General features: G+C 74.0%; 34 protein-coding genes. 18 read left to right on the top strand and 16 right to left on the bottom strand.

The features are described 5' to 3' along the window. Positions 1–79 precede the first annotated feature (79 nt). Together M8C11_RS16170 and M8C11_RS16165 are read left to right on the top strand one after the other, a co-directional pair. Positions 80–907, top strand: coding sequence for an alpha/beta fold hydrolase (locus M8C11_RS16170; protein WP_252450161.1), 828 nt, complete (start codon positions 80–82; stop codon positions 905–907). Positions 908–975: 68 nt separating this feature from the next. Continuing rightward, the gene (locus M8C11_RS16165; RefSeq protein ID WP_120570774.1) at positions 976–1,203 is read left to right on the top strand and encodes a hypothetical protein; all 228 of its coding nucleotides are present in this window, start codon (positions 976–978) and stop codon (positions 1,201–1,203) included. Between the two features lie 52 nt (positions 1,204–1,255). Here M8C11_RS16165 and surE read toward each other — a convergent pair whose 3' ends face one another. The 7 genes from surE to M8C11_RS16130 all read right to left on the bottom strand — a co-directional run bounded on the left by surE (position 1,256) and on the right by M8C11_RS16130 (position 6,567). Then, positions 1,256–2,086: a 5'/3'-nucleotidase SurE gene (gene surE / locus M8C11_RS16160; RefSeq protein ID WP_252450160.1), complete on the bottom strand. Its 831-nt coding sequence runs from the start codon at positions 2,084–2,086 to the stop codon at positions 1,256–1,258. Beyond that, positions 2,076–3,017: a 1-phosphofructokinase family hexose kinase gene (locus tag M8C11_RS16155; protein ID WP_252450159.1), complete on the bottom strand. Its 942-nt coding sequence runs from the start codon at positions 3,015–3,017 to the stop codon at positions 2,076–2,078. The genes surE and M8C11_RS16155 overlap by 11 nt, the downstream gene beginning before the upstream one ends. Before the next feature lie 42 nt (positions 3,018–3,059). Then, on the bottom strand, positions 3,060–3,272 hold the full coding sequence (locus tag M8C11_RS16150; protein ID WP_120570776.1) for a hypothetical protein: 213 nt from the start codon (positions 3,270–3,272) through the stop codon (positions 3,060–3,062). A 155-nt stretch (positions 3,273–3,427) separates the two neighbouring features. Continuing rightward, positions 3,428–3,970 (bottom strand): hypothetical protein, encoded by a 543-nt coding sequence (locus M8C11_RS16145; RefSeq protein ID WP_252450158.1) that lies wholly within the window; start codon positions 3,968–3,970, stop codon positions 3,428–3,430. A gap of 54 nt (positions 3,971–4,024) precedes the next feature. Continuing rightward, a complete protein-coding gene (locus M8C11_RS16140) occupies positions 4,025–4,978 on the bottom strand; it encodes an FAD-dependent oxidoreductase (RefSeq protein WP_308212751.1) in 954 nt (317 codons plus the stop codon). Between the two features lie 70 nt (positions 4,979–5,048). Then, the gene (locus M8C11_RS16135) at positions 5,049–5,960 is read right to left on the bottom strand and encodes a CU044_5270 family protein (protein ID WP_252450156.1); all 912 of its coding nucleotides are present in this window, start codon (positions 5,958–5,960) and stop codon (positions 5,049–5,051) included. Beyond that, the gene (locus tag M8C11_RS16130; RefSeq protein ID WP_252450155.1) at positions 5,953–6,567 is read right to left on the bottom strand and encodes an RNA polymerase sigma factor; all 615 of its coding nucleotides are present in this window, start codon (positions 6,565–6,567) and stop codon (positions 5,953–5,955) included. The genes M8C11_RS16135 and M8C11_RS16130 overlap by 8 nt, the downstream gene beginning before the upstream one ends. Positions 6,568–6,745: 178 nt before the next feature. Here M8C11_RS16130 and M8C11_RS16125 point away from each other — a divergent pair, with 178 nt between their 5' ends. From M8C11_RS16125 to M8C11_RS16100, 6 genes are read left to right on the top strand one after another with little or no spacing between them, the layout of a single operon-like run. Further along, positions 6,746–7,159: a YbaB/EbfC family nucleoid-associated protein gene (locus tag M8C11_RS16125; RefSeq protein ID WP_252450154.1), complete on the top strand. Its 414-nt coding sequence runs from the start codon at positions 6,746–6,748 to the stop codon at positions 7,157–7,159. Next, the gene (locus M8C11_RS16120; protein WP_091423449.1) at positions 7,156–7,485 is read left to right on the top strand and encodes a hypothetical protein; all 330 of its coding nucleotides are present in this window, start codon (positions 7,156–7,158) and stop codon (positions 7,483–7,485) included. Before M8C11_RS16125 ends, M8C11_RS16120 begins: the two co-directional genes overlap by 4 nt. 3 nt (positions 7,486–7,488) lie before the next feature. Further along, positions 7,489–7,983 (top strand): hypothetical protein, encoded by a 495-nt coding sequence (locus M8C11_RS16115; RefSeq protein WP_252450153.1) that lies wholly within the window; start codon positions 7,489–7,491, stop codon positions 7,981–7,983. Continuing rightward, entirely contained in the window at positions 7,976–8,503 is a 528-nt protein-coding gene (locus M8C11_RS16110; RefSeq protein ID WP_252450152.1) for an endonuclease, read from the top strand. The genes M8C11_RS16115 and M8C11_RS16110 overlap by 8 nt, the downstream gene beginning before the upstream one ends. Beyond that, on the top strand, positions 8,500–9,045 hold the full coding sequence (locus M8C11_RS16105; protein ID WP_252450151.1) for an SUKH-4 family immunity protein: 546 nt from the start codon (positions 8,500–8,502) through the stop codon (positions 9,043–9,045). The genes M8C11_RS16110 and M8C11_RS16105 overlap by 4 nt, the downstream gene beginning before the upstream one ends. Continuing rightward, entirely contained in the window at positions 9,042–9,578 is a 537-nt protein-coding gene (locus M8C11_RS16100; protein WP_252450150.1) for an SUKH-4 family immunity protein, read from the top strand. The genes M8C11_RS16105 and M8C11_RS16100 overlap by 4 nt, the downstream gene beginning before the upstream one ends. A gap of 2 nt (positions 9,579–9,580) precedes the next feature. On the opposite strand, the gene M8C11_RS16095 is transcribed toward M8C11_RS16100, so the two are convergent. Further along, on the bottom strand, positions 9,581–10,471 hold the full coding sequence (locus M8C11_RS16095) for a hypothetical protein (RefSeq protein WP_252450149.1): 891 nt from the start codon (positions 10,469–10,471) through the stop codon (positions 9,581–9,583). Between the two features lie 47 nt (positions 10,472–10,518). Then, positions 10,519–11,133, bottom strand: coding sequence for a dihydrofolate reductase family protein (locus tag M8C11_RS16090; RefSeq protein WP_121683122.1), 615 nt, complete (start codon positions 11,131–11,133; stop codon positions 10,519–10,521). 160 nt (positions 11,134–11,293) lie between these two features. Between M8C11_RS16090 and M8C11_RS16085 the strand changes: the two genes are divergently transcribed. Beyond that, positions 11,294–11,656 carry an ADP-ribosylation/crystallin J1 gene (locus tag M8C11_RS16085; RefSeq protein WP_252450148.1) on the top strand — a complete coding sequence of 121 codons (363 nt, stop codon included), beginning with the start codon at positions 11,294–11,296 and terminating at the stop codon, positions 11,654–11,656. A 48-nt stretch (positions 11,657–11,704) separates the two neighbouring features. On the opposite strand, the gene M8C11_RS16080 is transcribed toward M8C11_RS16085, so the two are convergent. Then, entirely contained in the window at positions 11,705–12,442 is a 738-nt protein-coding gene (locus tag M8C11_RS16080; protein WP_252450147.1) for a VOC family protein, read from the bottom strand. A gap of 143 nt (positions 12,443–12,585) precedes the next feature. Between M8C11_RS16080 and M8C11_RS16075 the strand changes: the two genes are divergently transcribed. Continuing rightward, positions 12,586–13,011, top strand: a complete 426-nt coding sequence (locus tag M8C11_RS16075) for an iron chaperone (RefSeq protein WP_252450146.1) — start codon at positions 12,586–12,588, stop codon at positions 13,009–13,011. A gap of 24 nt (positions 13,012–13,035) precedes the next feature. Here M8C11_RS16075 and M8C11_RS16070 read toward each other — a convergent pair whose 3' ends face one another. Next, on the bottom strand, positions 13,036–13,989 hold the full coding sequence (locus tag M8C11_RS16070; protein ID WP_252450145.1) for an FAD-dependent oxidoreductase: 954 nt from the start codon (positions 13,987–13,989) through the stop codon (positions 13,036–13,038). Positions 13,990–14,151: 162 nt separating this feature from the next. Here M8C11_RS16070 and M8C11_RS16065 point away from each other — a divergent pair, with 162 nt between their 5' ends. After that, positions 14,152–15,291 carry a zinc-dependent alcohol dehydrogenase gene (locus M8C11_RS16065; RefSeq protein WP_252450144.1) on the top strand — a complete coding sequence of 380 codons (1,140 nt, stop codon included), beginning with the start codon at positions 14,152–14,154 and terminating at the stop codon, positions 15,289–15,291. A 17-nt stretch (positions 15,292–15,308) separates the two neighbouring features. Continuing rightward, positions 15,309–15,878 (top strand): hypothetical protein, encoded by a 570-nt coding sequence (locus M8C11_RS16060; protein WP_120570790.1) that lies wholly within the window; start codon positions 15,309–15,311, stop codon positions 15,876–15,878. Here the strand turns inward: M8C11_RS16060 and M8C11_RS16055 are convergent. After that, positions 15,875–16,597: a hypothetical protein gene (locus M8C11_RS16055; RefSeq protein WP_120570791.1), complete on the bottom strand. Its 723-nt coding sequence runs from the start codon at positions 16,595–16,597 to the stop codon at positions 15,875–15,877. The two genes, M8C11_RS16060 and M8C11_RS16055, sit on opposite strands and share 4 nt — an antisense overlap. A gap of 214 nt (positions 16,598–16,811) precedes the next feature. Here M8C11_RS16055 and M8C11_RS16050 point away from each other — a divergent pair, with 214 nt between their 5' ends. Genes M8C11_RS16050 through M8C11_RS16040 form a run of 3 tightly spaced genes read left to right on the top strand, consistent with a single transcriptional unit; the run spans position 16,812 to position 17,963 of the window. Then, positions 16,812–17,144 carry a helix-turn-helix transcriptional regulator gene (locus M8C11_RS16050; RefSeq protein WP_252450143.1) on the top strand — a complete coding sequence of 111 codons (333 nt, stop codon included), beginning with the start codon at positions 16,812–16,814 and terminating at the stop codon, positions 17,142–17,144. Further along, entirely contained in the window at positions 17,141–17,617 is a 477-nt protein-coding gene (locus M8C11_RS16045; protein ID WP_252450142.1) for an SRPBCC domain-containing protein, read from the top strand. Before M8C11_RS16050 ends, M8C11_RS16045 begins: the two co-directional genes overlap by 4 nt. Further along, entirely contained in the window at positions 17,595–17,963 is a 369-nt protein-coding gene (locus M8C11_RS16040; RefSeq protein ID WP_252450141.1) for a nuclear transport factor 2 family protein, read from the top strand. Before M8C11_RS16045 ends, M8C11_RS16040 begins: the two co-directional genes overlap by 23 nt. Here the strand turns inward: M8C11_RS16040 and ftrA are convergent. Continuing rightward, the gene (gene ftrA / locus M8C11_RS16035; RefSeq protein WP_071095981.1) at positions 17,930–18,931 is read right to left on the bottom strand and encodes a transcriptional regulator FtrA; all 1,002 of its coding nucleotides are present in this window, start codon (positions 18,929–18,931) and stop codon (positions 17,930–17,932) included. The two genes, M8C11_RS16040 and ftrA, sit on opposite strands and share 34 nt — an antisense overlap. A gap of 62 nt (positions 18,932–18,993) precedes the next feature. Between ftrA and M8C11_RS16030 the strand changes: the two genes are divergently transcribed. Then, positions 18,994–19,458: a rhodanese-like domain-containing protein gene (locus M8C11_RS16030; RefSeq protein WP_252450140.1), complete on the top strand. Its 465-nt coding sequence runs from the start codon at positions 18,994–18,996 to the stop codon at positions 19,456–19,458. 54 nt (positions 19,459–19,512) lie between these two features. Next, entirely contained in the window at positions 19,513–20,091 is a 579-nt protein-coding gene (locus tag M8C11_RS16025; RefSeq protein ID WP_071095982.1) for a dihydrofolate reductase family protein, read from the top strand. Here the strand turns inward: M8C11_RS16025 and M8C11_RS16020 are convergent. From M8C11_RS16020 to M8C11_RS16010, 3 genes are all read right to left on the bottom strand, one after another. Further along, positions 20,073–20,783 (bottom strand): helix-turn-helix domain-containing protein, encoded by a 711-nt coding sequence (locus M8C11_RS16020; RefSeq protein ID WP_071095984.1) that lies wholly within the window; start codon positions 20,781–20,783, stop codon positions 20,073–20,075. The genes M8C11_RS16025 and M8C11_RS16020 overlap by 19 nt on opposite strands. Before the next feature lie 72 nt (positions 20,784–20,855). Further along, complete coding sequence (locus M8C11_RS16015) at positions 20,856–21,230, bottom strand: hypothetical protein (protein ID WP_252450139.1); 375 nt, start codon at positions 21,228–21,230, stop codon at positions 20,856–20,858. A gap of 27 nt (positions 21,231–21,257) precedes the next feature. After that, the gene (locus M8C11_RS16010; RefSeq protein ID WP_252450138.1) at positions 21,258–22,151 is read right to left on the bottom strand and encodes a sulfotransferase domain-containing protein; all 894 of its coding nucleotides are present in this window, start codon (positions 22,149–22,151) and stop codon (positions 21,258–21,260) included. 244 nt (positions 22,152–22,395) lie between these two features. Between M8C11_RS16010 and M8C11_RS16005 the strand changes: the two genes are divergently transcribed. After that, positions 22,396–25,668, top strand: coding sequence for a hypothetical protein (locus M8C11_RS16005; RefSeq protein ID WP_252450137.1), 3,273 nt, complete (start codon positions 22,396–22,398; stop codon positions 25,666–25,668). The last annotated feature ends 5 nt before the right edge of the window (positions 25,669–25,673 follow it).

Raw genomic sequence — 25,673 nt, 5'->3', positions numbered from 1 at the left:
ACGTTCGAGCCCGTGCCGATGAGTACGCCCCGCCCGCCCGGTCCAACAGTGGTCAGGTCACCACGTCCGAGGAGCACCGATGACCACAGCACAGCGCGACGAGACCCACGCCCCGGGGCGGTACGCCGACGTCAACGGCGTGCACCTCTACTACGAGACGCACGGCGAAGGCCGGCCGATGATCCTGCTGCACGGCGGCCTCACCTCGGGTGAGATGTTCGCGCCGATCCTGCCGGCGCTGACCACGAAGCACCAGGTGATCCTGGTGGACCTGCAGGGGCACGGCCGCACCGCCGACGTGGACCGGCCGCTCGACATGGCGCTCATGGCCGACGACGTCGCCGCGCTGATCGACCTCCTGGGCCTGGACCGGCCGGACGTGGTCGGTTTCTCCCTCGGCGGCGGCGTCGCCCTGCACACCGCGTTCCGGCACCCGGAGAAGGTCGGCCGGCTGGTCGCGGCGTCCGCGCACATCCGCCGCGACGCCGTCTATCCGGAGTTGCTGGCGCAGCAGGGCCAGGTCAACGCCGCGGCCGCCGAGTACATGAAGGGCACCCCGATGTACGAGCTGTACCAGCGGGTCGCGCCCCGTCCGGAGGACTTCCCCCGGCTGCTCGACAAGATCGGCGAGGCGATGCGGAAGGACTTCGACTTCACCGAGCAGGTGCGCGCCCTGCGGGTGCCGACGCTCGTCGTCGCCGCCGACGCCGACATGGCCCCGCCGAGCCACTTCGTCGAGGTGTTCGGGCTGCTCGACGGCGGTCGGCGTGACGGCGGCTGGACGGGCGAGGGCCGGCCCGCGGGCGGGCACGCGCTGGCGATCCTGCCGGGCCTGACCCACTACGACATCGACCAGTCGCCGCTGTTCGCCGCGGTCACCCTGGACTTCCTCGACCGGGGCCGCTGACCCCCGCGCGTGTGCCGCGTCCCGTACCGGGGTACCGCTTGCACAGGAGCACCGGTGAGGAGGACGAGATGACCGACCCCAGGTACGCACCGATCGGGCTGGCCGCCGCCGGGCAGCTGGTCCCCGACGACGGACAGACCGGCGGCGGTGAGGTCGTCGGCGCCGACGACGCGGCCGCCGACGCCGCCCGGGCCGGCGCCGACGTGGACCTGTCCCGGGCCGACCGGGACAGCGACGGCACCCCGGTGGGAGCCGCCGACGCCGAGGCCGACCGCAGGCGCGCCGCCGGCGAGTGAACGACCGGTTCCGCCCCGCCATCCGTACCACTGTGGCGGGGCGGAGCCGTCCTCAGCCGTCGACCGGCAGTTCCATGTCGGGCAGGTGCCCGAGCGCCCGGATCGCGGTCACCGCCGCGTACCCGTCGGCCAGCCAGGCGATGTCGGTGCCGGGGACCGCGCGGACCGCGTTCGCCTCCACCGCCGTACGCACGAAGCCCTCACCGCGCTCGGCGACCGACACCTGCACCTGACCGAACGGGGCCAGCGTCGCCTGGCGCAGCCCGGCCACCCGATCGGCCGGCAGGTCGGGCACGTTGAGGTTGAGCACGGTGCCCGGGTGCGCGCCGGCCAGCCAGGGCAGCAGCGTCCCGGCCAGCTCGGCGGCGGTCGACCAGTGGCGGGACTCGTCGTCCACGCTGTCCAGCACCGCGATCGCCGCGCCACCGCTGCCGGCGCTCGCCGCCGCCGCGGTGAGCACGTCGAGCGACACGGCGAGCGCGCGGATGCCGTTGTTGCCGGCGGTCAGCGCCGCGCCCACGGTGCCGGAGTGAAGGACCGCGTGGCCCGCGTTCGCGCCCCGGTTGATGCCGGACAGCAGCAGGTCCGGCACCGGCCCGAACACGCCCAGGCCGGCCAGCACCGCGATGTACGCCGGTGAGGCGGCCACCGCGTACGCGGGCACGCCGGGCAGGCCGTCCAGCTCGGTCTCGCGGAACACCAGACGCCCGTCCTCGGTCACCGCCGACAGCGCCGCGCTCATCCCGCTCGCCTCGGCCTCCGGCGCGGCGACCACCACGTCCAGCCCTCGTTCGTACGCGGCCCGGGCCAGCGCGCGGATGCCGGGGGCGTGCACGCCGTCGTCGTTGGTCACCAGCACCCGGGGCGGCCGGTCAGCCGTCATGGTCGCCGCCGTCCAGCGGGGTCAGCCGCACCCGGCCGGCCAGTTCGCGTACCGCCTCGGCCCGGCCGGTGCCGAGCCCGTGCCGGGTCACGTTCAGCGCGCCGGCGGCGGCGCCGACGTGCAGCGCCTCCCGCATGTCCCCGCCCCGGGCCAGCACCGCGGCCACCCCGGCGGTCATCGAGTCACCGGCGCCCCGGTGGTCGGCCAGCTCCAGCGGCGGGGCGTGCACCAGCAGCGGATCGCCGTCCTCCGGCAGCGCCAGCGCCGGCTCCCCCGCCCGGCTGATCAGCACCGTCCGCGCGCCGCGCTCCTGGCAGCGGCGGCCGGCGTCGCGCAGCGCCTCCACGCTGTCGTCCTTGGCCAGGCCGTCGTCGAGCAGCTCCTCGTGGCTGACCTTCAGCACGCTCACGCCGCCGTCGAGCACCGCTTCCAGGTACGGCCCGGACAGGTCGGCCACCACCGTCCCGCCGTTGGCGCTCAGGTCGGCGGCGAGCCGGCGGTAGATGTCCGGGTCCACCACGGCCGGGTCGGCCGGTCCGCTGAGCACGCTGACCGGGGCGCGCAGCCCTTCGGTCAGCGTCACCGTGTACAGCTCGTCGATGTCGTGCCGCACCATGGGCGCGCCCGGGTGCTCGGCGATCTCGGTCCGTTCACCGTCGCGCCGGTCGTGCACGTACCAGCCGGTGCCGGACTCGCGCCGCACCACCCGTACCGTGACGTCCTCGTCGTCGAGCAGCTTGCGGACCGCGTCGCCGACCTCTCCCCCGAGGCCCACGCACATGGTCACCGGTACGCCGAGCGCCGAGATCATCCGGGTCTGCCACACCCCCTGCCCGCCCGGGTGCAGATGCAGCTCGGTCGCCTCGCCCTGCTGCTCGATTGTCACCGTCAACAGCGGGGCCGGGGCGAACACCATCACCTTCTGGTCCATCCGCCAGTGTTGCCCGCTGACCGGCCCCGGTAATCCCCCAGGTCAGCGCGGACGTGCGGCGGCGCGGCGGCGCCGCAGGTACGGCAGCGCGAACAGGTAGAGGCCGCTGATCAGGAGCAGGGCGAGCGGGAGCAGCGGCACGTAGGAGACCCACACGATCGGGTCCTTCTGGGCCAGCGCCACGAACGTGACCACGACGGTCACGGTGAAGGCGATGGAGAACCAGCGGTGCAGCTGACGGATGCGCGTGTCCATGGGTCGACGACCTCTCCCCGGTGGCCGCCCCGGTGGGAGGCCCGTGCCGGAAACGCTAGGTCCGCCCACCCGCGCGACGCTTCTCGATTCCTGACCGGTCCACGCCGCGCTGATCCTGGTCAGTCAGCGGCCGGCTCGCGCGCCTGAGTGGCAGGTCACTCGCGTCCCGCCGGGTCCGCGGACCAGTCGTCCACCCGCATCCGCCGCGACGCCGGGCTCGCCGTGTCGGAGCGCCGCACGAACCCGGCGACCGCGAGCGCGCTCATCGTGGTGGCCACGGCGGCGGCGAGCACCAGGAGGGTGGTCTCCACCTGCACCGTACGCATGTACTCGCCGCCGTTCGCGGTCGCGGACGCGTAGCGCACGGCCGCGAGCGGGTTCAGCAGCACCGCGGCGATGCCGGCGGTCCAGGCCGCCCTCGGTAGCCGCTCGTCGCCGGGACGGACGGTCCGCCGGGCGGCCCAGCAGCCGAGGGCCGCAAACGTGACGAGCAGCGTGACCGGCAGCAGCCAGAGCACGACGGGCAGCAGGTCGCGCAGGGGCACCACGGCGTCGAGCAGCTCCACCGGGAAACTGGCGCCGTCGTGGGTCACCAGGCCGATCCGGTGGCTGTAGGCCGCGAGCGCGACCAGGGTGCAGCCGATGTGGACGGCGATCAGGGCGACGAGGGCGGACAGTGCGGCGCGGCGGGCGGACACCGGGCCGAGGCTACCGCCCCGCGCTCCGGCGGGGGGCCGCCCGCGCCGCGGCGGTCAGACACTCAGGGCGAGATCGGCGACCTCGGCGGCGCAGCCCCAGGACAGCGTCACCCCCGCGCCGCCGTGCCCGTACGCGTGCACCAGCCGCCGGTCCGCCGCGTCCACCTCGACCCGGGGGCCGCCGTGCCGGGCCGGGCGTAGCCCGATCCGCTCCCCCAGCACCGGCGCGTCCGCGAGCTGCGGCACCAGCGCCACACACCGGCGCCGGATCGCGGCCGCCTCCTGCGGGTCGGGGCGGGTGTGTCCCACTCCGGCCTCGTAGGTGCCGCCGAGCACCACGTCGTGGCGGCGCGGGTGCACGTACGTGACGCCGGCCGGGTCGTCCTCGTCGCGTACCGAGACGGTCAGGCCCGGGTTCGCCACCAGCAGGACGTGCCCGCGCGCCGGGTACACGGCCGGGTCGGCGGCGAGCCGGCCGGCGGCCAGGCCGGTAGCGTTCACCACGACCGGCGCGAACTCGTACGCCTCGGCGAGCGTGCCCAGCGCGCGGCGGACGACCCGCCCGCCACCGGCCTCCAGGCGCTGCCGCAGCCAGGCGAGGTAGCCGGTCATCTCCACCGACGGGGCGGTGAACCGCAGCAGCGCGGTGTACGGCGGCTGCGCCGGCTCGGCCGTCAGGTCGCCGCAGGCGTCGGCCCACCAGGGCGGCCCGGTGTAGCGGTGGCGCAGCCACATCCGGGTGGGCCGGTCGACCACCCCCGGCACGCCGTCGGCCGCCTGGCGGCGCAGCTCGGTGTGGGTGTCCCGGGCCCAGCGCAACACCCGGGGATCCTCCTCGATGTGGCTCGGGTACCAGACGGCGGCGGCCACAGTCGACACCGTGTCGGCCGGGTCGTGCGCGGTCAGCACGGTGACGTGTGCGCCCCGCCGCTGGAGCGTGAGCGCCGTCGTCATCCCGATCACGCCGCCGCCGACCACCACCACGTCCGCCTTCGTCATGACGCCCATGATGGCCCAGGCCCCGGACGCACGACCGGAGCGGGCGGGCCGCCCAGGGAGGCGACCCGCCCGGCGGGCGTCAGCCCTTCTGGCCGACCCGGTCAACGACCGCGACGGACAGCACCGCCGACGTGCCCGCCTCCCCGCCCACGCCGAGGAACGTGTACGTCCGCGGGTCGAACACCAGCACCATCAGGGCCGGGCTCCCCGGGGAGGACCAGCTGACGCCCACACCGGAGCGGCCCGCACCGTCGGTGGCCTTCTCCACCACCTTCAGGCCCGGCGTCGCGGCGGCGGCCTCGAACAGCGCGGCCCGCGACCGCGGCCGCAGGTACGAGTCGTTGAGCAGGTCTAGCACGTCCTTCGCGGCGGCGTTGACGTCACCGGGCTCGCCGCTGCGGTGCTTGTCCAGGTAGGCGCGCATCGCGGCGGCGTCGGTGGGCACGGCGGGGTCGTAGGCGGGCTCCGGCACGCACGGCTCGGTGCCCGGCAGGAGCTGCCCGCCCTTGTACATCTTCGCCCGGCCGTCCCGGCAGCCGGGGAGCACGAACTCCTGGCGGCCGCCCGGCGGGTACTCGACGACCAGACCGTCCCTGGTCCCGTCCACCGACGCCCAGCTCTCCCGCAGCTCCCGGCCGCCCTGCGAACGCGTGTAGACGAACTGGTCGGGCCGGGGCTCGACGTCCGGCAGCCGCAACGCCGCCACCGCCGCGTCGCGCAGCACCTGCCGGGCGTCGGCCCGGGCGGCCGGCGCGCTGCCGCCGATCCGGTCCGGCGCCAGCACCAGCACCGCCGCGAGCGACGCCGCCACCGACGCCGTCGCCACCCCGGCCAGGACCAGCCGCCAGGCGGGCCGTCGCGGCCATCGGGTGGGCGCGGCCTCCGTCGCGGTCATCGCGCCCACCAGCCGGGTACGCGCGGCGCCGAGTCGTTCGTCTGCAGGCAGCTCGGTCTCGTCGCCGAGCCGCTGGAGCAGTCTCATCTCATCCATTGCTCAGTACCTCCTCGATGGTGTCGGCCGGTTCGCCGCCGAGCCGTTCCCGCAGCAGCCGGCGCGCCCGGTTCAGCCGGGACCGCACGGTGCCGACCGGGATGGCCAGCGCGGCGGCGACCTCCTCGTACGTCAGGTCCTCCCAGGCGACGAGCAGCAGCACGTCGCGGTCGCCGTCGGCGAGCCCGGCCAGCGCGTCGAGCAGGTGCCGGCGCAGCGACCGCGCGGTCACCTCGCCGGCTACCCGGTCGGCGGGGGACGCCTCGGACGTCGCCGGGTGGTACGCCTGCCGCAGCCGGTACTCCCGTTCCTCGGTGCGCCGCTGCTGGGCGACGAGGTTGGTGGCGATCCCGTACAGCCACGGGCGGGCGTTCGGGCAGCCGGTGTCGAAGCGGTCCCGGCGCCGGAACGCGGCGAGGAACGTCTCCGCCACCAGGTCGTCAGCGGCCGCGGAGCCGAGGCGGCGCGCCAGGTAGCGGTGGATGTGCGGCGCGTGCCGGTCGAAGATCGCGGCGAAGGTCTCCGGTTCCCGTACGGACCGGGCGACGACCTCGGCGTCGGTGAGCGCGCCGACGTCGACATCCTTCGCCCGTCTCAGTCTTCTCATGCGCGGCCTTTCGGCGAGTGGGGACGTGTCACCTGTTGTCCGCTGCTCGCGTCCGGACGGTTCACGCCCGTGACGGTAGGCCGGTCTGGCGGTCCGTCGTGGACCGTGCGGTCGTACGGGGCGGAATCGCTTTGTCCCTCTCGGTTACGCTCGTGGCGTTTGGCCTTGGGGAGGGCTCATGAGTGCGGATCCTTCGATGAGCGGCGACTTCACCCGCATGCTCGACGCGACGATGGCGGCACTTCGGACGGTCGGTCCGCCGCCGGCGGAGGAGGCGGAGACGCCGGCGGTGGGCGAGGCCGCCGACGGGCAGGTACGCGCCGAGATGGGGCGCGACGGCAAGCTCCAGTCGCTGCACGTCGAGCCGCGGCTGATGCGGCTCGGCTCCGAGGAGCTGACCGCGCACGTCGTCACCGCCGTGAACGCGGCGATCGACGGGCTGCGGACCGGCCCGGCGCCACAGGTCGCGGACATGTCGCAGTTGCGGGAGCAGTTGCAGGAGGTACGGGACACCGCCGTACCCCGGCTCGGGTCGTTCCTCGACGCGCTCACCGAGGCGCAGGAGCGGCTGGCGCGCGGCGGGCAGCGATGAGCGGCGACGGCTTCGAGGTGCACCCGCCGCTGATCCGGGCCGCCGGGCGCGGCGTCACCGACCTCGCCAAGCGGTTCAACGGCGAGCTGGAGGCGTTCGAGGCGCGGATGCAGGGCTACGGCGAACCGTGGGGCGCCGACGACATCGGCTCGCTGATCGGCATCGCCTACACCGAGGTGGCGAACTACATCTTCGACTGCGTCGGCATGGCGGCCGACGAGTTCACCTCGGCGGGCGCCGACATCACCGGGATGGCCGACGCGTACGAGCGGGTCGACGAGGACGGCGCGGGCACCATGCGCTCGCTCGCCGGCGGGCTGGGGTGAGCCGTGGGACTGCAACTACCCGGTGAGCTGATCACCGCGCTCGGCTGGATCGGCTACACCTGGCCGCAGGCCGACGAGGAGAAGCTCTTCGAGATGGGCCAGGCGTGGCTCGAGTTCGGCGGCCGGATCGGGGCGGTGGCCGGCGAGGCGGACGCGGCGGCCGCGCAGGTCTGGACGCAGAACGTCGGCCCGGCGATCGCCGCGTTCCAGAAGTGGTGGGGCGGCGAGCAGAACGGGCCGCTGGTGCTGCACGACAGCATGCCCGCGGCCATGCTCCTCGGCGCCGGGCTGATCATCTGCGCGGCGATCGTGCTGGCGCTGAAGATCGCGGTGATCGTGCAGCTCGCCATCCTCGCGTTCCAGGTCGCCCAGGCCATCGCCACGGCCGTGGTCACGTTCGGCGCCTCGCTGGCCGAGATCCCGATCTTCCAGATCATCACCCGGGAGATCGTCGGCGCGCTGATCGACCAGGTCATCGGAAGACTGCTCGATGCCTAGCCCGAAGCGCGGCCGGGGCGCCGCCGCGAAACCGGCGGCCGGCAAGATCGTCCGCAAGGCGGTCGAGAAGCTGGAGAAGCCGATCGTCCGGGTCACCGGGCCCAACCACAGCCTGCCCACGAAGGTCGTGCGGGTGGAGCGCCGGGACTTCCACGCCACCGCCCAGTTCCGGCGCAAGATGGCCGCGCTGAAGAAGCTCAGCGACGAGGGCAAGCTCTACAAGGCCACCAACCCGGTGCAGCGCGACAAGAGCATCACCGACGGATACAAGGACCGGATCCGGCAGAAGATCTGGGACAAGTACTGGCCGCACGACAAGGACCTCGCCAACCGGCTCAGTCAACGGCTCAGCGACTACCATCCCGACCACGTGTGGGAACTGCAGCTCGGCGGGCCGGACACCGTCGACAACCTCAAGCTGCTGCATGGTAGAACCAACACGGACATCGGCTCCCAGATCTGGGGGCAGATCCAGAATCTGCCGGACGGAACCCCGATCCGAATAGAGGTAGTGGATTGACTTCCGATCTCGCGCAGCTTCTCGCCGAACTCCGCGCCGACCTGGCCGCCGACGAGCCGGCCAGTCTCGCGTACGGGCAGATCGGCGACCCGGCCGACGCCGGTGACGTGCCGGCGGAGCTGCCGGCGGGCCTGCGCGACCTGCTGCTCGCCGCCGACGGCCTGCGGGCCGGCGCGTTCGAGCTGGCCTCGGCCGGCCGGCTCGCGGGCGTGCAGTACTTCCTCGACTACGCGCCCGACTTCTCCCCGATCCCGCAGGACAAGACCGGCTGGCTGGTCGTCGGCACCCGCAGCGACGAGCCGATCTTCCTGGAGCGGGCGACCGGCGCGGTGTGGTACTTCCCGCCGACCGGCACCGAGTGGTTCATGGGCGACGCGTTCGAGGAGCTGGCGCCCGACCTCGACTCGTTCGTGCACTACTACGTGCTCGGCCCCGGCTACGCCGAGCTGGTCACCGACGACGACGGGTGGTACGCCTTCCTGGACCGGCAGGGCCTGCTCGACGAGTCGGACGACGTGGACGAGGACGAGGCGCAGCCGTGACCGTCACCCGGGAGCAGCTCACCGCACTCTGGGGTGAGCGGGGCGTCATCTACTTCCCCGACCAGCGTTTCGACGCGATCCTCGGGCCGCTCGGGCCGGAGGTGTTCCCGCCCGACGGGGCGCTTCCGGTCGAGGTGCCGATCCTGTTCACTGTCGACGTCTCGGTCCCCGACGTCGAGCTGTTCTCCACGCTGTCGATCGAGCTGGGCGACCAGGGCCCCCGCCCGTACGTCGTGCTGGGCGCCTCCCCGGAGGACCCGGCGCTGCTGTTCTGCCTGGACGCGGGCACCGGCGCGGTGATCCTGCTGGACCTGGAGACGCCGAACCTGGAGACGGTGAACAGCACGTTCACCGCGTTCGTGGAGTTCCTCTACCGGCTGGGGCAGCTCATCGCCACCGACCCGGGCGGGCGGGAGCGGGCCGCACGGGCGGCGGCGATCCGCGACGACCTGCGCCCGGTCGACCCGGTCGCGTTCGCGGAGCCGGAGTCGTGGTGGAACATGGCCTTCGACGAGCTGGAGTCGACCGCCTGACGTCAACCGGCCGCCGGCGCGGGCACCGCCGCCCGCTCCGGGCCGGTCAGGCCGGTGACGAGCAGCAGGTACGCGGTCAGCTCCACCACCACCGTCAGCGCCGCCATCGGTTGCGGCATGGCCGCCGTCGGCGTGATGGCGTACCAGGCGAACAGGGCGGTGGCGTCAGCCGATAGCGGCAGGTGTACGGCCTCGATTCCCGCGTCGAGCAGCGGCAACGCGAGCACCGCCAGCAGGGCCGCGCCGGTCGCGGCGAGCCGCCGGTCCCGCCCGGCCAGCAGCACGGCGAGCACCAGCGCGGCGAGCGCGAGCGCCAGCGGCGGCAGCACCGCGAGGACGAGCGCGGGCACGACATCGGCCTGGTCGTACCCCGGGCCGTCCACCCGGGTCAGCGTGGTCTCGGTGCGGACCTCCACGACCCGGGTGCTCGCGGCCACGGCGACGCCGACGTCGGCGACCCGGACAGCCGCGTACCCGACGACCGGGGCGGCGGCGACCGCCGCGGCGATCAGGTGCCGGAGCCGTCCACGACCCCGGTACGCGACCAGCAGCACCGCCACCGCGACCAGCGCCGCCCAGCTCCCGGCGAACGCCGCGTCGAAGCCGGCCGTGACGTCGAAGCCGCTGTCGCCGCTGCCGTACACCGTCCAGCCGAAGTCCCCGGCGCCCGGCTCGGCGGGCATGGTGCGGACCGCGTGCACGAGCAGCGGTACGAGCGCCACCGGCACCGCCCAGGGCGGAGCAGTCAGTCCGGCGGCGACGGCGTAGCCGAGCAGCAGCGCCAGGCTCAGCACCTCCGCGCCGCGCCAGATCGGTGCGGCCACCAGGACACCGACGACGTGGGCGACGGCGCACACCGCCGCGAGGATCAGCAGCAGCGGGGCGCGACGCACCGGCGGATCCTTTCACGACACACCGGCCCGCCGCGGCCCCGTGATCGTCAGCTCCCGGCCGGCACCTGGTCCTTGACGTCGTCGTAGCCGACCGCGCCCGGCGCCGGCGCCGGGGTGTAGATCACCCGGATCACGCCGGTCGGGTACGCCTCGGTCGCGGCCACCCGCAGGTGGTACGGCGCGTCGCCCTCGTCGAACAGCCGGCGGCCCTTGCGGGCGGCGACCGGGTGCACCAGCAGCCGCAGCTCGTCCACCAGGCCCGCGGCGAGCAGTTGCTGCACCACCGAGATCGACCCGGGGATGAGGATGCCCTTGATGCCGGCGTCGGCCTTGAGCGCACGCACGGCGTCCACCAGGTCACCCTGGATCAGCTCGGAGTTGCGCCAGGAGAACTCCAGCGGCTGGCGCGAGACGACGACCTTGCGCATGTCGCCGAGCTGCTTGGCGAACGGCGCGTCCTCACCGCCGGCGGCCTCCCGGTCCGGCCACGCGCCGGCGAAGCTGTCGTACGTCTCCCGGCCGATCAGCAGCACGTCGGAGGTGTCGTAGTCCTCGGTGACGGCGCGGCCCATGTTGTCGTCGAAGTACGGGAAGTGCCAGTCGGGGTCGATCTCGGCGACACCGTCGGCCGAGATGAACAGCGTGGAGATGACAGTGGCCATCGCGGTGCTCCCTACCTGTCTGTCTGGGGATGTCGACGGGTGGACCGCCGAGGCTTCGCGAACTCATCGCACCCGCTGTCGATTCTGCGGCCGAAACCCGATGGCCGGTCGCGGCGCGCCGCCGGTACCGTGCCACGACCGTGGCAGAAGGGGGTACGTGATGACGGAGACGACGACGCTGTGGCGCCCGACCGGCCCACGGGAGCTCGACCTCGTCCGCGCCTCCGGCTGGCGGGCCTGGCCGCCGCGGCTGCCGGACCAGCCGATCTTCTACCCGGTGCTCAACGAGCGGTACGCCGTCATGATCGCCCGGGACTGGAACGTGCCGGCGTCCGGCGCCGGCTACGTGACGCGCTTCCACGTCGAGCGCGCGTTCGCCGCCCGCTACCCGGTCCGGCAGGTGGGTGGCCGGGACATCCTGGAGCTGTGGGTGCCGGCCGAGGAGCTCGACGAGTTCAATCGGCACATCGTCGGGCCGATCGAGGTGGTCCACGAGTTCCGGGCGGAGAACCGGCCGGCCTGACCGGCGCCGGGCGGGCGGTCGTACCCGCCCGGCGCCGCGGTCCGCGGGTCAGCCCGGGGTGAGCAGGCAGAACTCGTTGCCCTCCGGGTCGACGAGCACCCGCCAGTGGATGTCGGCCCCACCCACGTCGGCGGCGGTGGCGCCGAGCGCCAGCAGCCGGGCCGCCTCGGCGTCCAGGTCGTCGCCCGGGTAGGGGCGGACGTCGAGGTGGACGCGGTTCCAGCCGGTCTTCGCGTCGGTGCTGCGGGCGAACCGCAGGTACGGCCCGACGCCCTTGGCGGAGCGCAGCACGGCCTGCCGGTCGGTCACCTCGTGCACGGTCCAGTCGGTGGCCCGGCTCCAGAAGCCGGCCATGGCGCCCGGGTCGGCGCAGTCGACCACCACCTCGGCGATCGGCCCGGTGTCCGCGTGCCGCGGGTCCGGCTCCCGTACGCAGAACTCGTTGCCCTCCGGGTCCGCCAGGACCGTCCACGGCACGTCGCCCTGACCCACGTCGGCGGGCGTGGCACCGAGCGCGGTCAGGCGCGCGACCAGCTCCGCGTGGTGCGCGGCCGAGGTGGTCGCGAGGTCGACGTGGACGCGGTTCTTCGCCGTCTTCGGTTCGGCGGAGACGACGAGGTCGACGTAGAGGAAGCGGGGGTCCGGGTAGGTGAAGCCCTCGGGTTCGAGGTTCGTCACGCCGGGGGCCTCGCTGGAGATCTCCCAGCCGAGCACCTTCGCCCAGAAGTCACCGAGCGTGATCTCGTCGTGGGCCTTCATGTTGATCTGCACGAGCCGCGTTGCCATGGCCGCGATGCTAGGGCCTGGGCCGTGCGGCGTGGTCCCGGCAGGTGATCAGGAATCGAGAAGCGCACCGTGACCGCCGCGCCATAGCGTTGTCCTCGGGCGGTCGGCACCACGCGGACCGCGAGTCACGAGGGGGAATCGAGATGTCGGACGGGTTCAGCGCCGAGGAGCGCGCCGCGATGAAGGAGCGCGCCGCCGAGCTGCGCGCCGAGGGCAAGAAGGGCGCGAAGAAGGCCGACGACCTCCAGGCGGTGCTCGACCGGATCGCGCAGATGGCGCCCGCCGACCGCGAGCTGGCCGAACGCGTGCACATGACCATCACCAGCACCGCGCCGGAGCTGGCCCCGAAGACCTGGTACGGCATGCCCGCGTACGCCAACGCGGCCGGCAAGATCGTCGTCTTCTTCCAGGATTCGGGGAAGTTCAACTACCGCTACTCGACGCTGGGCTTCCAGGACGCGGCCAACCTCGACGACGGCGACATGTGGCCGGCGTCGTTCGCGCTGGTGAAGTGGAGCCCGGAGGTGGAGAAGAGGATCACCGAGCTGGTGCGGGCCGCCGTCTCCTGACGGGGCCCCGGACCGGCGGCCCCGTCAGGCGGCGGGCGCCGCGCCGAGGGCGAGCGCCGCGGCGTCGCGGGCGCAGCCCCAGGACAGCATCACGCCGTTGCCCGCGTGGCCGTAGTTGTGCACGACGAGCGCGTCGCCACGCCGCTCGGCCTCCACGCGCGGCGCCGCCCGGCCGGGACGCAACCCGACGCGATGTTCGAGGATCTCGGCGGCGGCCAGGGCGGGTTCGATCGCGACGCACCGGGCGAGGACGTCGGCCTCCTCGGCCGGATCGGGGGTGGTGTCGTCGCTGCGCCGCTGGCCGCCGCCGAGCACCACGTGGTCGCCGTGCGGGAAGATCGACGCCCATGTCGGCGCCATCGGCGCCTCCATGAAGAACCGGTCCAGGCCGGGGTTGCGCACCACGATCCGGGGGCCGCGCACCGGGTGCAGGCCGGTGTCGCCGGTCAGCGTCCGCGCCGCCAGCCCGGCGCAGTTGACCACCACCGGGGCCGACGTCGCCGCCTCGTCGAGCGAGCCCACCGGCGCGACCCGCACCTCGCCGCCGGCGTCGCGGAAGCGCTCCAGGAGGTACGCGAGGTAGACCGGCATGTCGACCAGCGGCAGCCGGACGGTGAACGCGGTGCCGAAGCCGGCGGGGCGCTCGTCGTCGCCCAACTGCCGGAAGCCCGGCGTCTGGTCGGCGAACGGGGGCGTCGCCCCTTCCGGCCGGGCGGCGAGCGTGCCGTCGCGCCACGCCACGCCCGGCAGCGGCTCGGCGCCGAGCACCCGCAGCGTCTCGTCGGTCCAGGCGCGCTGCGGGTCGCCGGGTGGGGACAGATTGGGGCCGACCATCGCCCCGGCCAGCGCCGACGTCGTGTGCGCGGGCGGCGCCGCGGTGCGGACGAGCACCCGGGCGCCGCTCTCGACCAGCCGGATGCCGGTGCTGAGGCCGCTCACCCCGGCTCCGAGGACGACGACGTCCGGACGTGCGGTCATGGCGGGCTCCCATCGCGTCACGGCTGTGGCCGCCCACGCATTCTGCCCGGTGACCCCGCTCCCGTTTGTCCCTCATCGTCGGGGGTAGCCCTTCCAGTGCTCCGGACGATCCGGGGCGAGTCGAACAGGGCACGGGCATCCGGGAGGCGTCGAGTGCGAGCAATGGTCTACCGCGGTCCGTACCGGGTGCGGGTGCAGGAGAAGGACCGGCCCGTCGTGGAGCATCCCAACGACGCGATCGTGCGGGTGACGCGGGCCGCCATCTGCGGCTCCGACCTGCACCTCTATCACGGGATGATGCCGGACACCCGGGTCGGGATGACGTTCGGTCACGAGTTCGTCGGCGTGGTCGACGAGGTCGGGCCGTCGGTGCGCAACCTCAAGCCCGGCGACCGGGTGATGGTGCCCTTCAACGTGTACTGCGGGTCGTGCTTCTTCTGCGCCCGGGGCCTCTACAGCAACTGCCACAACGTGAACCCGAACGCCACAGCCGTGGGCGGCATCTACGGCTACTCGCACACCTGCGGCGGCTACGACGGCGGCCAGGCCGAGTACGTCCGGGTGCCGTTCGCCGACGTCGGGCCGAGCCCGATTCCGGAGTGGATGGACGACGACGACGCGGTGCTGCTCACCGACGCGCTCGCCACCGGCTACTTCGGGGCGCAGCTCGGCGACATCGCCGAGGGTGACGTGGTGGTGGTGTTCGGCGCCGGGCCGGTCGGCCTGTACGCCGCCAAGTCGGCGTGGCTGATGGGCGCCGGCCGGGTCATCGTCATCGACCACCTCGACTACCGGCTGGAGAAGGCCGCCTCCTTCGCCCACGCCGAGACGTACAACTTCGCCGAGTACGACGACATCGTCGTGCACATGAAGAAGATCACCGATCACCTGGGCGCGGACGTCGCCATCGACGCGGTCGGCGCGGAGGCGGACGGCAACCTGCTCCAGCACGTCACCGCCACGAAGCTGAAGTTGCAGGGCGGCTCGCCGGTGGCGCTGAACTGGGCCATCGACTCGGTCCGCAAGGGCGGCACGATCTCCGTGATGGGCGCGTACGGGCCGATGTTCAGCGCGGTGAAGTTCGGCGACGCGATGAACAAAGGGCTCACGCTGCGGATGAACCAGTGCCCGGTGAAGCGGCAGTGGCCGCGCCTGTTCGAGCACATCCGCAACGGCTACCTCAAGCCCAGCGACATCGTGACGCACCGGATCCCGCTGGAGCACGTCGCCGAGGCGTACCACATCTTCTCCGCCAAGCTCGACGGCTGCATCAAGCCGCTCATCGTCCCGAACGCCGCCTGAGAGGACCGGAGCCGACCATGCCGTACACGCCGGACAAGCCGAAACTCGCCGAGTCCCCGGACGAGCTGCGTGCCCGTATCCCCGGGTGGGGCGCCGACCTCGACCCGGCGGACCGGCCCGCCGTACCGAAGGAGCGGTTCGCCCCGGAGATCACCGGCGCGCACTGGGAGTTCCCCGAGCGGCAGCCGGAGAAGTGGCCGCGCGAGCGGTCGATCGAGCACAGGTTCCTCACCCCGGTCTTCGGCACCTCGTGCCCGCCCAAGGGGCTCTCCGGCGTGATCCGCCGCTACTCGTACCGCCGGTTCAGCGAGGGCCGCGCGGCGCACTGGCTGCTGCTGCTCGCCGCCGACCGGGTCGACACCGCGGAGAGCAGGCTGGGTTCGCTGTTCAGCCGTCACCCGGACAACCCGGTGGCCGAGACGGGCGTACGCAGCGAGTTCACCCACCACGGGCTGTCGTCGCGGCGCGGCAACCGGGTCGACCGCGTGCACCACCCGCTCGACCCGGTCGTGGTCGCCGCGCCCTGGGTGCTGGCCGGAGGCGTCGCGTTCCTGCTCGTACGCCGGGTGGCGCGCCGCCGTCGTTAGCGCTGCCAGGAGTCGAGGCCGCGGACCGCGGCCCGGGCGACGTCGTCGGCCAGGCCGGGGTCGTTGCTGGTGCCCTCCCAGCCCTGGTCGTGCACGACAGTGACCGCGTCGGCGACCCGGATCACGAGGATCTGGCTGGTGGTCCGGCCCTCGGCCGGGCTGCCGTCCAGGCCGGTCGCCGGCCGGCTCACGGTGACCAGCAGGGCCTCGTCCCCGGTACCGGCCATCGGCTGGGACCGGACGGTGACGGTGCCGCCCGAGGCCTGGAACGACCGGCAGTCCGCCACCGCGCCGCGGACCCGGCGCAGGTAGTCGGCCGCGCCGGTGCCCTCGAAGGCGAATACGGTCTGGTGCAGCGTGCCGTAGGGGACGTTCTCCGGCGGGTCCTTCGGCTGCTTGTAGGCGCTCATCATGGCGGCGCTCGCGGTGACCGACCGTCCGCCGCTGCGGAACTCCTGGTCGCACAACCCGGGCAGCGCGTCGGTGACCTCCATCGGTTGCGCGTCGGACTTGCGCAGTTCCGGCGGCAGGTCGGCGAAGGCGGACGTCGGAATCGTCACGCGCCCGCCGGACGACTGCGACGCCGACGGCGTGACGGCCGTGGGCGCCGGTGCCGCCGAGGTCGCGCCCGGACCCGCGTCGCCGCCGCCGTCGTTCTCACCGCCGTCGCCACACGCGCCGGCCAGCAGCGCGGTGACGAGCAGGGGTACGCCAAGCATCCGCCTACGGCGACCCGGTGTCCTCACGTCGACCTCCGTCCCGTGCCCGTCCCGACGACGTTCCCGATGCCACGCCGCCCGAAACGGCCGCTCCCGTCCCCTGCTTCCCCAACGCCCACACCCCCTGCCACGTTCCGGCGCGGAGGCCACCCGTCCACCAGCAATGAACAAAGAGTTGTTTGCGCAAACGCATGTTTGCGATAGCGTGCGGGTCATGCGCTCCGATCCGGACCTCGACCTCGCGTTCGCCGCCCTCGGCGACCCGGTCCGCCGCGCCCTGGTGACCCGCCTCGCCCGGGGTGAGGCCACAGTCGGCGAGCTGGGTGAGCCGTTCGACCTGACGCCGCAGGCCATCTCCCACCACGTCGGCGTGCTGCGCCGGTGCGGCCTGGTCGAGCAACGACGGGAGGGCACGCGGCGACCCTGCCGGCTGCGCGTCGACCGGCTCGCGCGGCTGAGCACGTGGATCGACGAGCAGCGCCGCGCCTGGGACGACCGTCTCGACGCGCTCGAAGACCACCTCGCCGAACCGGAGGCGGCCCGGTGAGGGCCCGTACCGAGCGGCACGGCGACGAGCTGATCGCCCGGCGCCACCTTCCGGCCGGGCCGGACCGGGTGTGGATGGCCTTCACCTCACCGGCGGGCATCGCCGCGTTCTGGGGCGGCTCGCACGCCACGGTGCCACGGGCGTCGGTGACTGTCGACCTGCGACCGGGCGGCGAGTTCGCGCTCGACACACGCGCGCCGGACGGCCGGACCGGACGGCTGCGGTTCGTCTACGTGAGCGTCGACAGGCCACGTGAGCTGGTTTTCGACGAGCCGGTCACCGGGCTGCGCACGACCGTCACGCTGCGGCCCGCCGGGGACGGCACCGACCTCACCGTGCACCAGCGCAAGCTCCCGCCCGAGTTGCGCACCGACCAGGCCGCCGACGGGCTCGCCTCGATCCTCGACGCCCTCGCCGCGCACCTCCGACACCACGACGATGGAGACGACAGTGACCCGAGCAACCCAGCGTGACCTGGTCGCCGAGTACTTCGCCGGCTTCCGGGTCGGCGACCACGCACGCATCCTCGCCACGCTCACCGACGACGTCGAGTGGGTCATCCACGGCCACCGGACCACGCGGGGCCGGGCGGAGTTCGACGGCGAGATCGAGAACCCGGCGTTCACCGGCAGCCCGCGGCTCGACGTCGAGCGCGTACACGAGGACGGGCCGGTCGTCGTGGTGACCGGCGAGGGCCGGGGCGTCAGCGTCGAGCACGGGCCGTTCCGGTTCGCCTTCAACGACCTGTTCACGTTCCGGGACGGGCTCATCGCCCGCGTCGACTCCTACGTCGTACCGCTGGGGGCCGCCGGGTCGTGAGCGCGGCGGCTGCCGGGCCGGGTGAAGGCCCGGCGGTACGCCGACGGCGAGGTCCGCATCGCGGCGGTGAAGTGGTGCCGGAACGTCGCCGCAGTCTCGAAACCGACGGTCGTGGCGACCTCCTCGATCGGCACGGTGGTCGTCTCCAGCAGCGGAAGGCTGGCCTGGACGCGCCGGTCGATCAGCCACCGGATCGGTGTGGTGCCGGTGGCCCGCGCGAAGTGCCGCAGGTAGGTACGCGCCGACATGTGCGCCTGCCGCGCCAGCCGGTCGACTGTGATCGGGGTGTCGAGGTTCGCCAGCGCCCACGACATGCTCGCGGCGAGCCGGTCGTCCTCCGGGTCGCCGGGCACCGGCGACTCGATGAACTGCGCCTGGCCGCCCTCGCGGTGCGGCGGCACGACCAGCCGGCGGGCGACCGCGTTGGCGATCGTCGGGCCGTGGTCGCGGCGTACCAGGTGGACGCAGAGGTCGAGACCGGCGGCGCTGCCGGCGCTGGTGAGGATGTCGCCGTCGTCGACGTAGAGCACGTCCGGGTCGACGCGTACCGCCGGGTGGCGCCGGGCGAGCAGGTCGGCGTACCGCCAGTGGGTGGTGGCCCGGCGACCGTCGAGCAGGCCCGCGCCGGCCAGCGCGAACGCGCCCGAGCAGATCGACACGATCCGGGCGCCGCGCCGGTGGGCCGCACGGAGCGCGCCGGTGAGCGCCGGTGTCGGGTCGGCGTGCACGTCGGCGACCCCGGGCACGATCAGCGTGCCGGCGGCGGCGAACGCGTCGAGGCCGTGGCCGGTGTGCAGGGTGGCGCCGCCGACCAGCCGCACCGTGCCGGGGGTCTCCGCGCAGACGGTCAGCTCGTACCAGGGCACGTCGAACTCGGGGCGGGGCAGGCCGAACACCTCGGTGACGATGCCGGTCTCGAACACCGACATGCCCTCGTACGCCAGCACCGACACGGTGGCGCGGTTCATGGCGGGATCTTAGCGAAGGGCGTCGCTCGCGCCACTGGAGCGGCCGGACGGCGGCCACCACGATGGGTGCCATGTCGAACGTCCTGCGCATTCCCGCCGCCCGCCCCGCCGACGCCCTCGCCCACTTCGCGGCCCGGCTCTCGTTCGAGGCCGACGTGAGCGACGTGCGCGCCGACCTGGAGGCGGGCGTCCCCGGCCTGGTCGTGGTCGACTCGCGCTCCCTTCCGGCGTGGCGGCAGGGGCACATCCCCGGCGCCGTGCACCTGCCCACCACCGAGATCGCCGCGCGGGCGGGCGAGCTGGTCCCGCCGGACGCCACAGTGGTCACCTACTGCTGGGGGCCGGGCTGCAACGGCGCCACCCGCGCGGCGCTGGAGTTCGCCCGGCTCGGCCGGCCGGTCAAGGAGATGATCGGCGGGTACGAGTACTGGGTGCGGGAGGGTTTCCCGGTACGCACCGAGGCGGGGCTCGTCCGGCGGCCCGCCGACGACCTCACCGCCCCGGCCGGCGTCTCGTGCGGCTGCTGAGGCGTGTCGGTTCCGTACAAGACAGCAGGTGGCGGCCGTTCCTAGCATGGCCGCATGCGTGATCTTGTGTACACCGGATTCATGTCGCTCGACGGCGTCGTGGACTCCCCCGGCGGCGGCCCGGGCGAGGAGCACCGCAGCGGCGGCTGGGTCGTCAAGGACGTCGAGTTCCTGCCGGAGGCGTTCTCGCTCAAGGGCGAGGAACTGACGCAGACCACGGCGCTGATGTTCGGCCGGCGCAGCTACGAGGCGTTCGCGCCGACCTGGCGCGACTCCGAGGACCACGCCGCCTACCGGGACCTGCCGAAGTACGTGGTGTCGTCCAGTCTGCCCGAGGACGCGCTGGTCGACGGCTGGGGGCCGACGACGGTCCTGCGGAGCACCGCCGACGTGGCCGCGCTCAAGCAGGGCGACGGCGGCGACGTCTTCATCCACGGCAGCGCGGAACTCGCCCGCCGTCTCGCCGAGGCGGACCTGATCGACAGGTACCACCTGCTCGTCTTCCCGGTGCTGCTCGGCGCCGGCAAGAGCCTGTTCAGCCAGGCCGACCGGGACCGGCAGACGCTGCGTCTGCGCGACTCCGCCGCCTACCCCAACGGCGTGGTCAAGCTGATCTACGACGTGACCCGCTGAGCCGGGTCCAGCGCTATCGCACCACCTGCGCCCGCGCGCAGCTCACCGGCCGTCCGCCCGACGTACCGGCGCAGCGCGCGGGCCAGGTGCGGTTCGTCCACGTACCCGAAGGTGGTGACCGCGTCGGCGGGCGGGCCGCCGGCGGCCAGCAGCACGGCGGCGCGGCGCGCGCGGTCGATCTGCCGCACCGCGCCCCGGGTCAGGCCGGTCGCGGCGCGGAACCGGCGTTCGAGGGTACGGGGTGAGGCCGGTGGGCGGCCGCCGCGCAGGGTCTCGGTGACGAGCGGGTCGCGGACCACCACGCCGGCGCGGACCAGCCGGTCGACCAGGGCCTCGGCGTCGTCCGGGCCGGGCGTGGGCCACCGGCCGCCGTCGAGCCGGAACTTCCGGCGGCTCACGTCGGGCAGCTCGGTGCCGCCGTCGACCAGCGCGGGCGTGGGTACGAGCCGCAGCGAGGTGCCCACCGCGAACTCGATGCCGACGAACGTGGCGCCCTCGGGCACCGGCGCGGTGCCGGTCGCGGTCTCGGGGCCGGAGACGGCCGCGTACGAGCGCCCGTCGCGCTGCCAGAACACGAGTCCCCAGCACGGGGTCGCCACCGACGTCATCTCGTCGACCCGATCGCTGGTGCAGGTCCACACGGTGTCGATCCAGTCCGAGTCGGACGTCCGGGTGGTGAACCGCAGCTCCACGGCAGGAGCATACGGCGGCCACGGGGCACGAGTGGTCGGGCGCCCGGAGAACGGCCGGTCCGGCTCTCCGGCTCAGTCGCGCAAACCTCCCAGCACACCCCGGTCCACGCCCTTGCCGATGACGTCCCATTCGTCGCGCAGCCGCACCCGGGCCCAGTGCGGCCCCGCTGACGGCTCTCCGTCGACCGGCCCGACCGAGACGAGAAAGCACCCCTCTTCGTCGAACAACCGGCCCGTGTACGCGAAGTCCCACCACGCCGCGTTGGCGCCCTCGATCAGGCAGGAGTCGTCGAACATGAACTCGACATCCTCCCTGCCGTCCTCGGTCGAGCACGCGGAGAGCATCCAGGCCGCCGAGGCCGGGAGCCCGGCGGAGTCCCAGTGGAAGTCGACCACCTCCACCCCGGCGGTTCCCAGGGAAGCAATGATCATCTCCCGGTCCGGCATTCTTCTCCCCCGGTCCTGTGTCCCGCTCTACCGTGCGGCGGACTCCTGCTCGTTCCGCTCGTCGTCCCGGGCGGGGTAGCCGAGGATCTCCGCGAGGTCACCGGCCGCCTTCGTGTACGCGGCGTAGATGTCGTCGTCGAAGTGGTTGCGCCAGTCGCCGGACGCGCCCTTGCGGTAGTGGGAGATCCGCCCGGGCGTCTCCTTCGACTTCTTCATCCTGGTGAAGCTGTAGCGGGCCAGCAGGGCCTCCAGCTCGGCCGGCGGCAGCGTGATGCCGCAGTGCCGCAGGAGCTGGTCGACCTCGTCGGCCTGCCGCTCGCCGGTCAGGTCCTCGTAGCGGAACAGCCGGAACGTCTCGTCGCTCGGCGCGACCGCCCAGGACCGCATCTGCCCGAACTGCTTCTTGTCGCGCAGGCGGTCGATGACGTAGAGCATGCCCTCCTTCTTCGGCAGTTCCTGGAGGGCCTTGCGTGCCTGCGGGATGTCGCCCATCGGGGCGTGCGAGTTGCGCAGCGAGAAGTAGCTGGAGACGACCACGTCGCGCGGGTCGCGGATCACGAAGAACGCGCGGTAGCTGCCGGCCTTGGGCACCGCCTCGAACCGCTTGTGGGAGAGGAAGATCGCCAGGCCGATACGGCCGGCCGGCACCGGCGCGGTCGCCCCGCCGGCGTAGAAGCGCGGGTCGTAGGGCAGCATCCCGCAGTGGCGGTAGACGGCCGGGTCGCTGAACAACGCCTTGATCCACTGGCTGCCGGTCTTGCGGACGGTGCAGTGGAAGATGTTGTCGAACTCGCTGTGTGCCACTACCGGAACGGTGAGTCGCATGCGGGCGTTGCGCGCTTCCATCTGCGCCCGCCGGGCCTTGACGCGCAGAGAATTCGGCGAATTGTGCTTGGCGAATTCGACGGCCCGATTAATCATTTCCCAACCTCATCCGGACCCCGCGGAGCAGGGGCAGCACGAACACCTTTCCGCACGTCACGCAGGTGAAGTCCGCAGACCTCGCCTGCTCCGCCCCGCGCCCCGACGCGCCGCTAGGAATATCCCCGACGGTCCGATTGATGTCAATCCCGGTCGGCTGAGAGAACGCTGAAAGTCTACAATTTCTCTAGGAATTGCAGAATAAGCGCCACGGGGCAGCAGCGCCCGCCCTCGCACCGGCACAATGAGCGCCGTGCTCACCCCCACCCGCGATCTGCTGACCGCCCTCGACCCGCTGTCCCACCAAGATCGGACGCGGCGCCTCGTGGCGTGGGCACGCACCGCGCCCGACCGTGCGCAGGTCTGCGCCGACCTGCGCCGGCGCGGCAGCTACGAGCGGCGTCTCGCGCTGCTCGCCGCGCTGGCCACCCGGGACACCGCGGCGGTCCTGGCCGCGACGTACGACCCGGAGCCCGCGATCGCCGCCACCGCGCTGACCGCCGCCGTGCGGGCCGGCGTGACGCCCGCCGACCTGACCGACCAGCCGGCCGGCGCGCGGCGGCGCGTCTACCGGGCGCTGCGCCGCAACCCGGTGCCGGCCGTCGCCGACGCGCTGATCATCGGGGTACGCGAGCGGTTCGGTGACCACGAGGCCGCCGCGTTGCTGCCGGCCTGCGGCCCCGAGACGGTACGGGCGTGGCTGCCCGATCTGGAACACGCGCTGAACCCGGAACGGCTGATGCGGTCGCACCGCGACATCGTGCTGGCGCGCGCCGGTGAACGGCTCGCCGCGGCCCCGCCCGAGGCGCGCGGGCGGATCTGGGCGGAGGTCGCCGGAGCGGTGCTGGGCGGTGATCCGGCGCGGGCGCTGGACCTGCTCGACGCGTACGCGCCCGAGGAGTCGCTGCCCGGCCCGCCCGTCGCGTACGGGCGGCTCGCCGCACACGACGCGCGCCGGGTCGTACGCCTGCTCACGACGCCCGGCCGCGCGGCCTGGCTGGCCCGGATCGTGCCGCCCCGGGCGCTGCTGCTCCGCGTCGCCACGCTGCCCACCGGCGAGCTGATCCCGCTCGCCGCCCGGCTGCGGGACCACGACCGGGCGCTCGCTGCGTTGCTCCGTGCCGTGGCGCCGAGCCGCCGCGCCGCGCTGTACGACGGGGCGCTGGCCGACACCGACACCACGGCGCTGCTGCCCGGCGCCCAGGTGATGGAGGTGCTGCCGGCGGCGGTACGGGCGCGCGAGGCGGCCCGGGTGCTGACCCTGCCGTCGGTCCGCGAGCGGGAGGAGCAGGTGCGGTTCTGGAGCGCGTACCTGCCCTGGCCGGAGGCGTCCGCGTCGGCGAGCGCGGCGCTGCGCTCGGGCGACGCGGACGAGCGGGCGGACGGCTGGCGGCTGCTGGTGGCGGCCGCGCGCCGGTCCCGCGACCCGCGCACGGTGGCCCAGGTGGTGGTCCGCCTCGGCCGGCTGCGCAACGAGCAGGACCCGGTACGCGCGGCCGCGCTCACCGCGCTCGCCACTGTGGCGCCGCTGCTCACCGCCACGAGCGCCGGTGGACTGACCGGGCTCACCACCGACGCGGTCGACGCGCGGGACGCCTCGGCGACCACCACCACCGCGTTGAGCCGGCTCGCCGTCGACGTCCTCACCCACCACGTGGACGTGCCGGAACTGGTCGAATGGGCACTGCGCACGATCGACGCGGTGAGCAGCGACGCGAACGTTCCGGTGCTGCGCCGGCTCGACACCGTGCTGCGGCACGGCCAGGAGGCGGTGGTGTTCGACCGGCTGCGCGGCCGGATCGAGGCGGGCATGGCGCGCGGCCGGTACGGACTGCTGTTCGCGTTCACCCACGCGCTCGGCCGGCGGGCCTGGCGTCTGCCGGAGCTGCAGGACCTGCTGCGCCGGACCATCGGGCCGGACACCCTGCCCGCTGTGGCCCGGACGGCGGCCGGGCTCTGGCTCGCCGATCCGCGTACCCGCTCGCGGCGCGTCGCCGAGGTGCTCGACATCGACGCGTCGGCGATCGCGATCGGCGAGGTGTGGGCGATCGTCTGCACGTCCCGCACCGACCTGCTCGACCGGGTGCTGGACCGGCCCCCGCGCGGCAGGTTCGTGGAGAACGGGAAACGGTGGGTGCCCGGCCCGGCGCCGCGCGCGCAACGGTGGCTCCCCCGCCACCAGGAACGCTTCGTGGCGCTCCAGGCGCGCGTCGTCGCCGACTCCGGTCACCGGGTGTGGCAGCGGGCGGCGGCGATCCGGGCCGCCGCCGGGGCCGGACCGGCCGGACGCGAGCTGGTGCTGCGCCACGTCGACGCGTCCGAGGTGCCGGTCGCCGAGGCGGCGCTGGGCGCGCTGGTCTGGACCGACCGGCCGGACGAGGCGTTCCCGGTGCTGCTCCGGTACGCCGACGGCGACCGGGCACGCGTCGCGCTGTACGCCGCCGGGCGGGCCGCCCGGTACGTCCCGCCGGCCCGGCTGGCCGAGCTGCTGGGCGGGGTGCTGACCGGCGCCGCGAAGGTCACCAGCCGCAAGGAGGCCGCCCGGCTCCTGGCCCGCTACGCGCACGTGGACGTGATGGCGGCGCTCGGTGAGGCGTACGCCGATCCGGGCACGCACCGCGACGTGCGCGCGGCGATCGTCTCCGCCGCCCGGCAGCGGCTGGGGACCGAGGCGGGCTGGGCGGTCCTGCGCGCGGCGGTGCACGCCAGCCGGGAGGAGCGGCGGGCGGTCCTCGGCGCGTACCCGTCCGGGATCTCGCAGCGCCACCGCCGCACCTACGCCGCGCTGGTGGTGCAGGCGTGCCGGGCCGACGACCGGGAGGTCCGCCGCGCGGCGTTCGACGCGCTCGGCGAGTGGTGGCAGTGGCTGACCGGCGTCACCGACCTGGTCGTGGACCGGCTCACCGACCCGGACGAGACGACGCCGGGCATCGGGGTGGCGCACCTGCTGCGGGCCGGCGGCGACGGGGCGTTCCGGGCCGCGCTGACCCGGCTGGTGGAGCGGGACGCCGCCGACGACGACCCGGGCGGTCCGGCCGCCGACCGGCCCGCCCGGCGGCGCGTCGAGCTGCTCGCGGAGGGCGCGGCCCTGTGGTCCGACAGCCGCCCGGCCGCCGCCGACCGGGCCGGGCTGGTCGAGGCCGCGCGGTGGCTCGCCGGCCGGGACACCTTCCTGGGTACGGCCACCGGGCTGCTCGTCGACCTCGGCCGCCTCGACGACCTGGACGAGGTCGCCGCGCTCTGCGCGGGCCGGCCCGTGGTCGCGGTGCGCACCGCGCAACGCGTCGGCGATCGCCTGCTCACCATGCGGCGGCGGCCCGACCCGACGGCCCTCGCCGGCACGGTGGCCCGCCTCGCCGGGCGCGGCGACCTGGCCGGTGGGCTGTTCGCGGTGGCGCTCGTCGCGCACGGGTCGGAGTTCGGCTGGAAGACGCCGTGGCGGGACCTGCTCGTCGGCTTGCGCCGTCATCCGGACGCCGACGTGCGGGAGGCCGCGTACACGCTCGACATGAGCTGACCGGG

It is taken from the genome of Micromonospora sp. CPM1 (assembly GCF_023896895.1).
In the GTDB taxonomy this organism is placed as follows: domain Bacteria; phylum Actinomycetota; class Actinomycetes; order Mycobacteriales; family Micromonosporaceae; genus Micromonospora; species Micromonospora tulbaghiae.
The sequence above is the reverse complement of the archived record's forward strand: the minus strand, read 5'-3'. Positions and strand labels throughout refer to the sequence as shown.

Coding starts and splice junctions, on each gene's coding strand:
- M8C11_RS16060 (WP_120570790.1), top strand. CDS start 15,309: ATGCCGTACACGCCGGACAAGCCGAAACTCGCCGAGTCCCCGGACGAG.
- M8C11_RS16075 (WP_252450146.1), top strand. CDS start 12,586: ATGTCGGACGGGTTCAGCGCCGAGGAGCGCGCCGCGATGAAGGAGCGC.
- M8C11_RS16155 (WP_252450159.1), bottom strand. CDS start 3,017: ATGGACCAGAAGGTGATGGTGTTCGCCCCGGCCCCGCTGTTGACGGTG.
- M8C11_RS16150 (WP_120570776.1), bottom strand. CDS start 3,272: ATGGACACGCGCATCCGTCAGCTGCACCGCTGGTTCTCCATCGCCTTC.
- M8C11_RS16050 (WP_252450143.1), top strand. CDS start 16,812: ATGCGCTCCGATCCGGACCTCGACCTCGCGTTCGCCGCCCTCGGCGAC.
- M8C11_RS16120 (WP_091423449.1), top strand. CDS start 7,156: ATGAGCGGCGACGGCTTCGAGGTGCACCCGCCGCTGATCCGGGCCGCC.
- M8C11_RS16135 (WP_252450156.1), bottom strand. CDS start 5,960: ATGGATGAGATGAGACTGCTCCAGCGGCTCGGCGACGAGACCGAGCTG.
- M8C11_RS16140 (WP_308212751.1), bottom strand. CDS start 4,978: ATGGGCGTCATGACGAAGGCGGACGTGGTGGTGGTCGGCGGCGGCGTG.
- M8C11_RS16165 (WP_120570774.1), top strand. CDS start 976: ATGACCGACCCCAGGTACGCACCGATCGGGCTGGCCGCCGCCGGGCAG.
- surE (WP_252450160.1), bottom strand. CDS start 2,086: ATGACGGCTGACCGGCCGCCCCGGGTGCTGGTGACCAACGACGACGGC.
- M8C11_RS16005 (WP_252450137.1), top strand. CDS start 22,396: ATGAGCGCCGTGCTCACCCCCACCCGCGATCTGCTGACCGCCCTCGAC.
- M8C11_RS16070 (WP_252450145.1), bottom strand. CDS start 13,989: ATGACCGCACGTCCGGACGTCGTCGTCCTCGGAGCCGGGGTGAGCGGC.
- M8C11_RS16010 (WP_252450138.1), bottom strand. CDS start 22,151: ATGATTAATCGGGCCGTCGAATTCGCCAAGCACAATTCGCCGAATTCT.
- M8C11_RS16090 (WP_121683122.1), bottom strand. CDS start 11,133: ATGGCCACTGTCATCTCCACGCTGTTCATCTCGGCCGACGGTGTCGCC.
- M8C11_RS16065 (WP_252450144.1), top strand. CDS start 14,152: ATGGTCTACCGCGGTCCGTACCGGGTGCGGGTGCAGGAGAAGGACCGG.
- M8C11_RS16130 (WP_252450155.1), bottom strand. CDS start 6,567: ATGAGAAGACTGAGACGGGCGAAGGATGTCGACGTCGGCGCGCTCACC.
- M8C11_RS16055 (WP_120570791.1), bottom strand. CDS start 16,597: ATGCTTGGCGTACCCCTGCTCGTCACCGCGCTGCTGGCCGGCGCGTGT.
- ftrA (WP_071095981.1), bottom strand. CDS start 18,931: ATGAACCGCGCCACCGTGTCGGTGCTGGCGTACGAGGGCATGTCGGTG.
- M8C11_RS16030 (WP_252450140.1), top strand. CDS start 18,994: ATGGGTGCCATGTCGAACGTCCTGCGCATTCCCGCCGCCCGCCCCGCC.
- M8C11_RS16080 (WP_252450147.1), bottom strand. CDS start 12,442: ATGGCAACGCGGCTCGTGCAGATCAACATGAAGGCCCACGACGAGATC.
- M8C11_RS16085 (WP_252450148.1), top strand. CDS start 11,294: ATGACGGAGACGACGACGCTGTGGCGCCCGACCGGCCCACGGGAGCTC.
- M8C11_RS16170 (WP_252450161.1), top strand. CDS start 80: ATGACCACAGCACAGCGCGACGAGACCCACGCCCCGGGGCGGTACGCC.
- M8C11_RS16015 (WP_252450139.1), bottom strand. CDS start 21,230: ATGCCGGACCGGGAGATGATCATTGCTTCCCTGGGAACCGCCGGGGTG.
- M8C11_RS16025 (WP_071095982.1), top strand. CDS start 19,513: ATGCGTGATCTTGTGTACACCGGATTCATGTCGCTCGACGGCGTCGTG.
- M8C11_RS16125 (WP_252450154.1), top strand. CDS start 6,746: ATGAGTGCGGATCCTTCGATGAGCGGCGACTTCACCCGCATGCTCGAC.
- M8C11_RS16110 (WP_252450152.1), top strand. CDS start 7,976: ATGCCTAGCCCGAAGCGCGGCCGGGGCGCCGCCGCGAAACCGGCGGCC.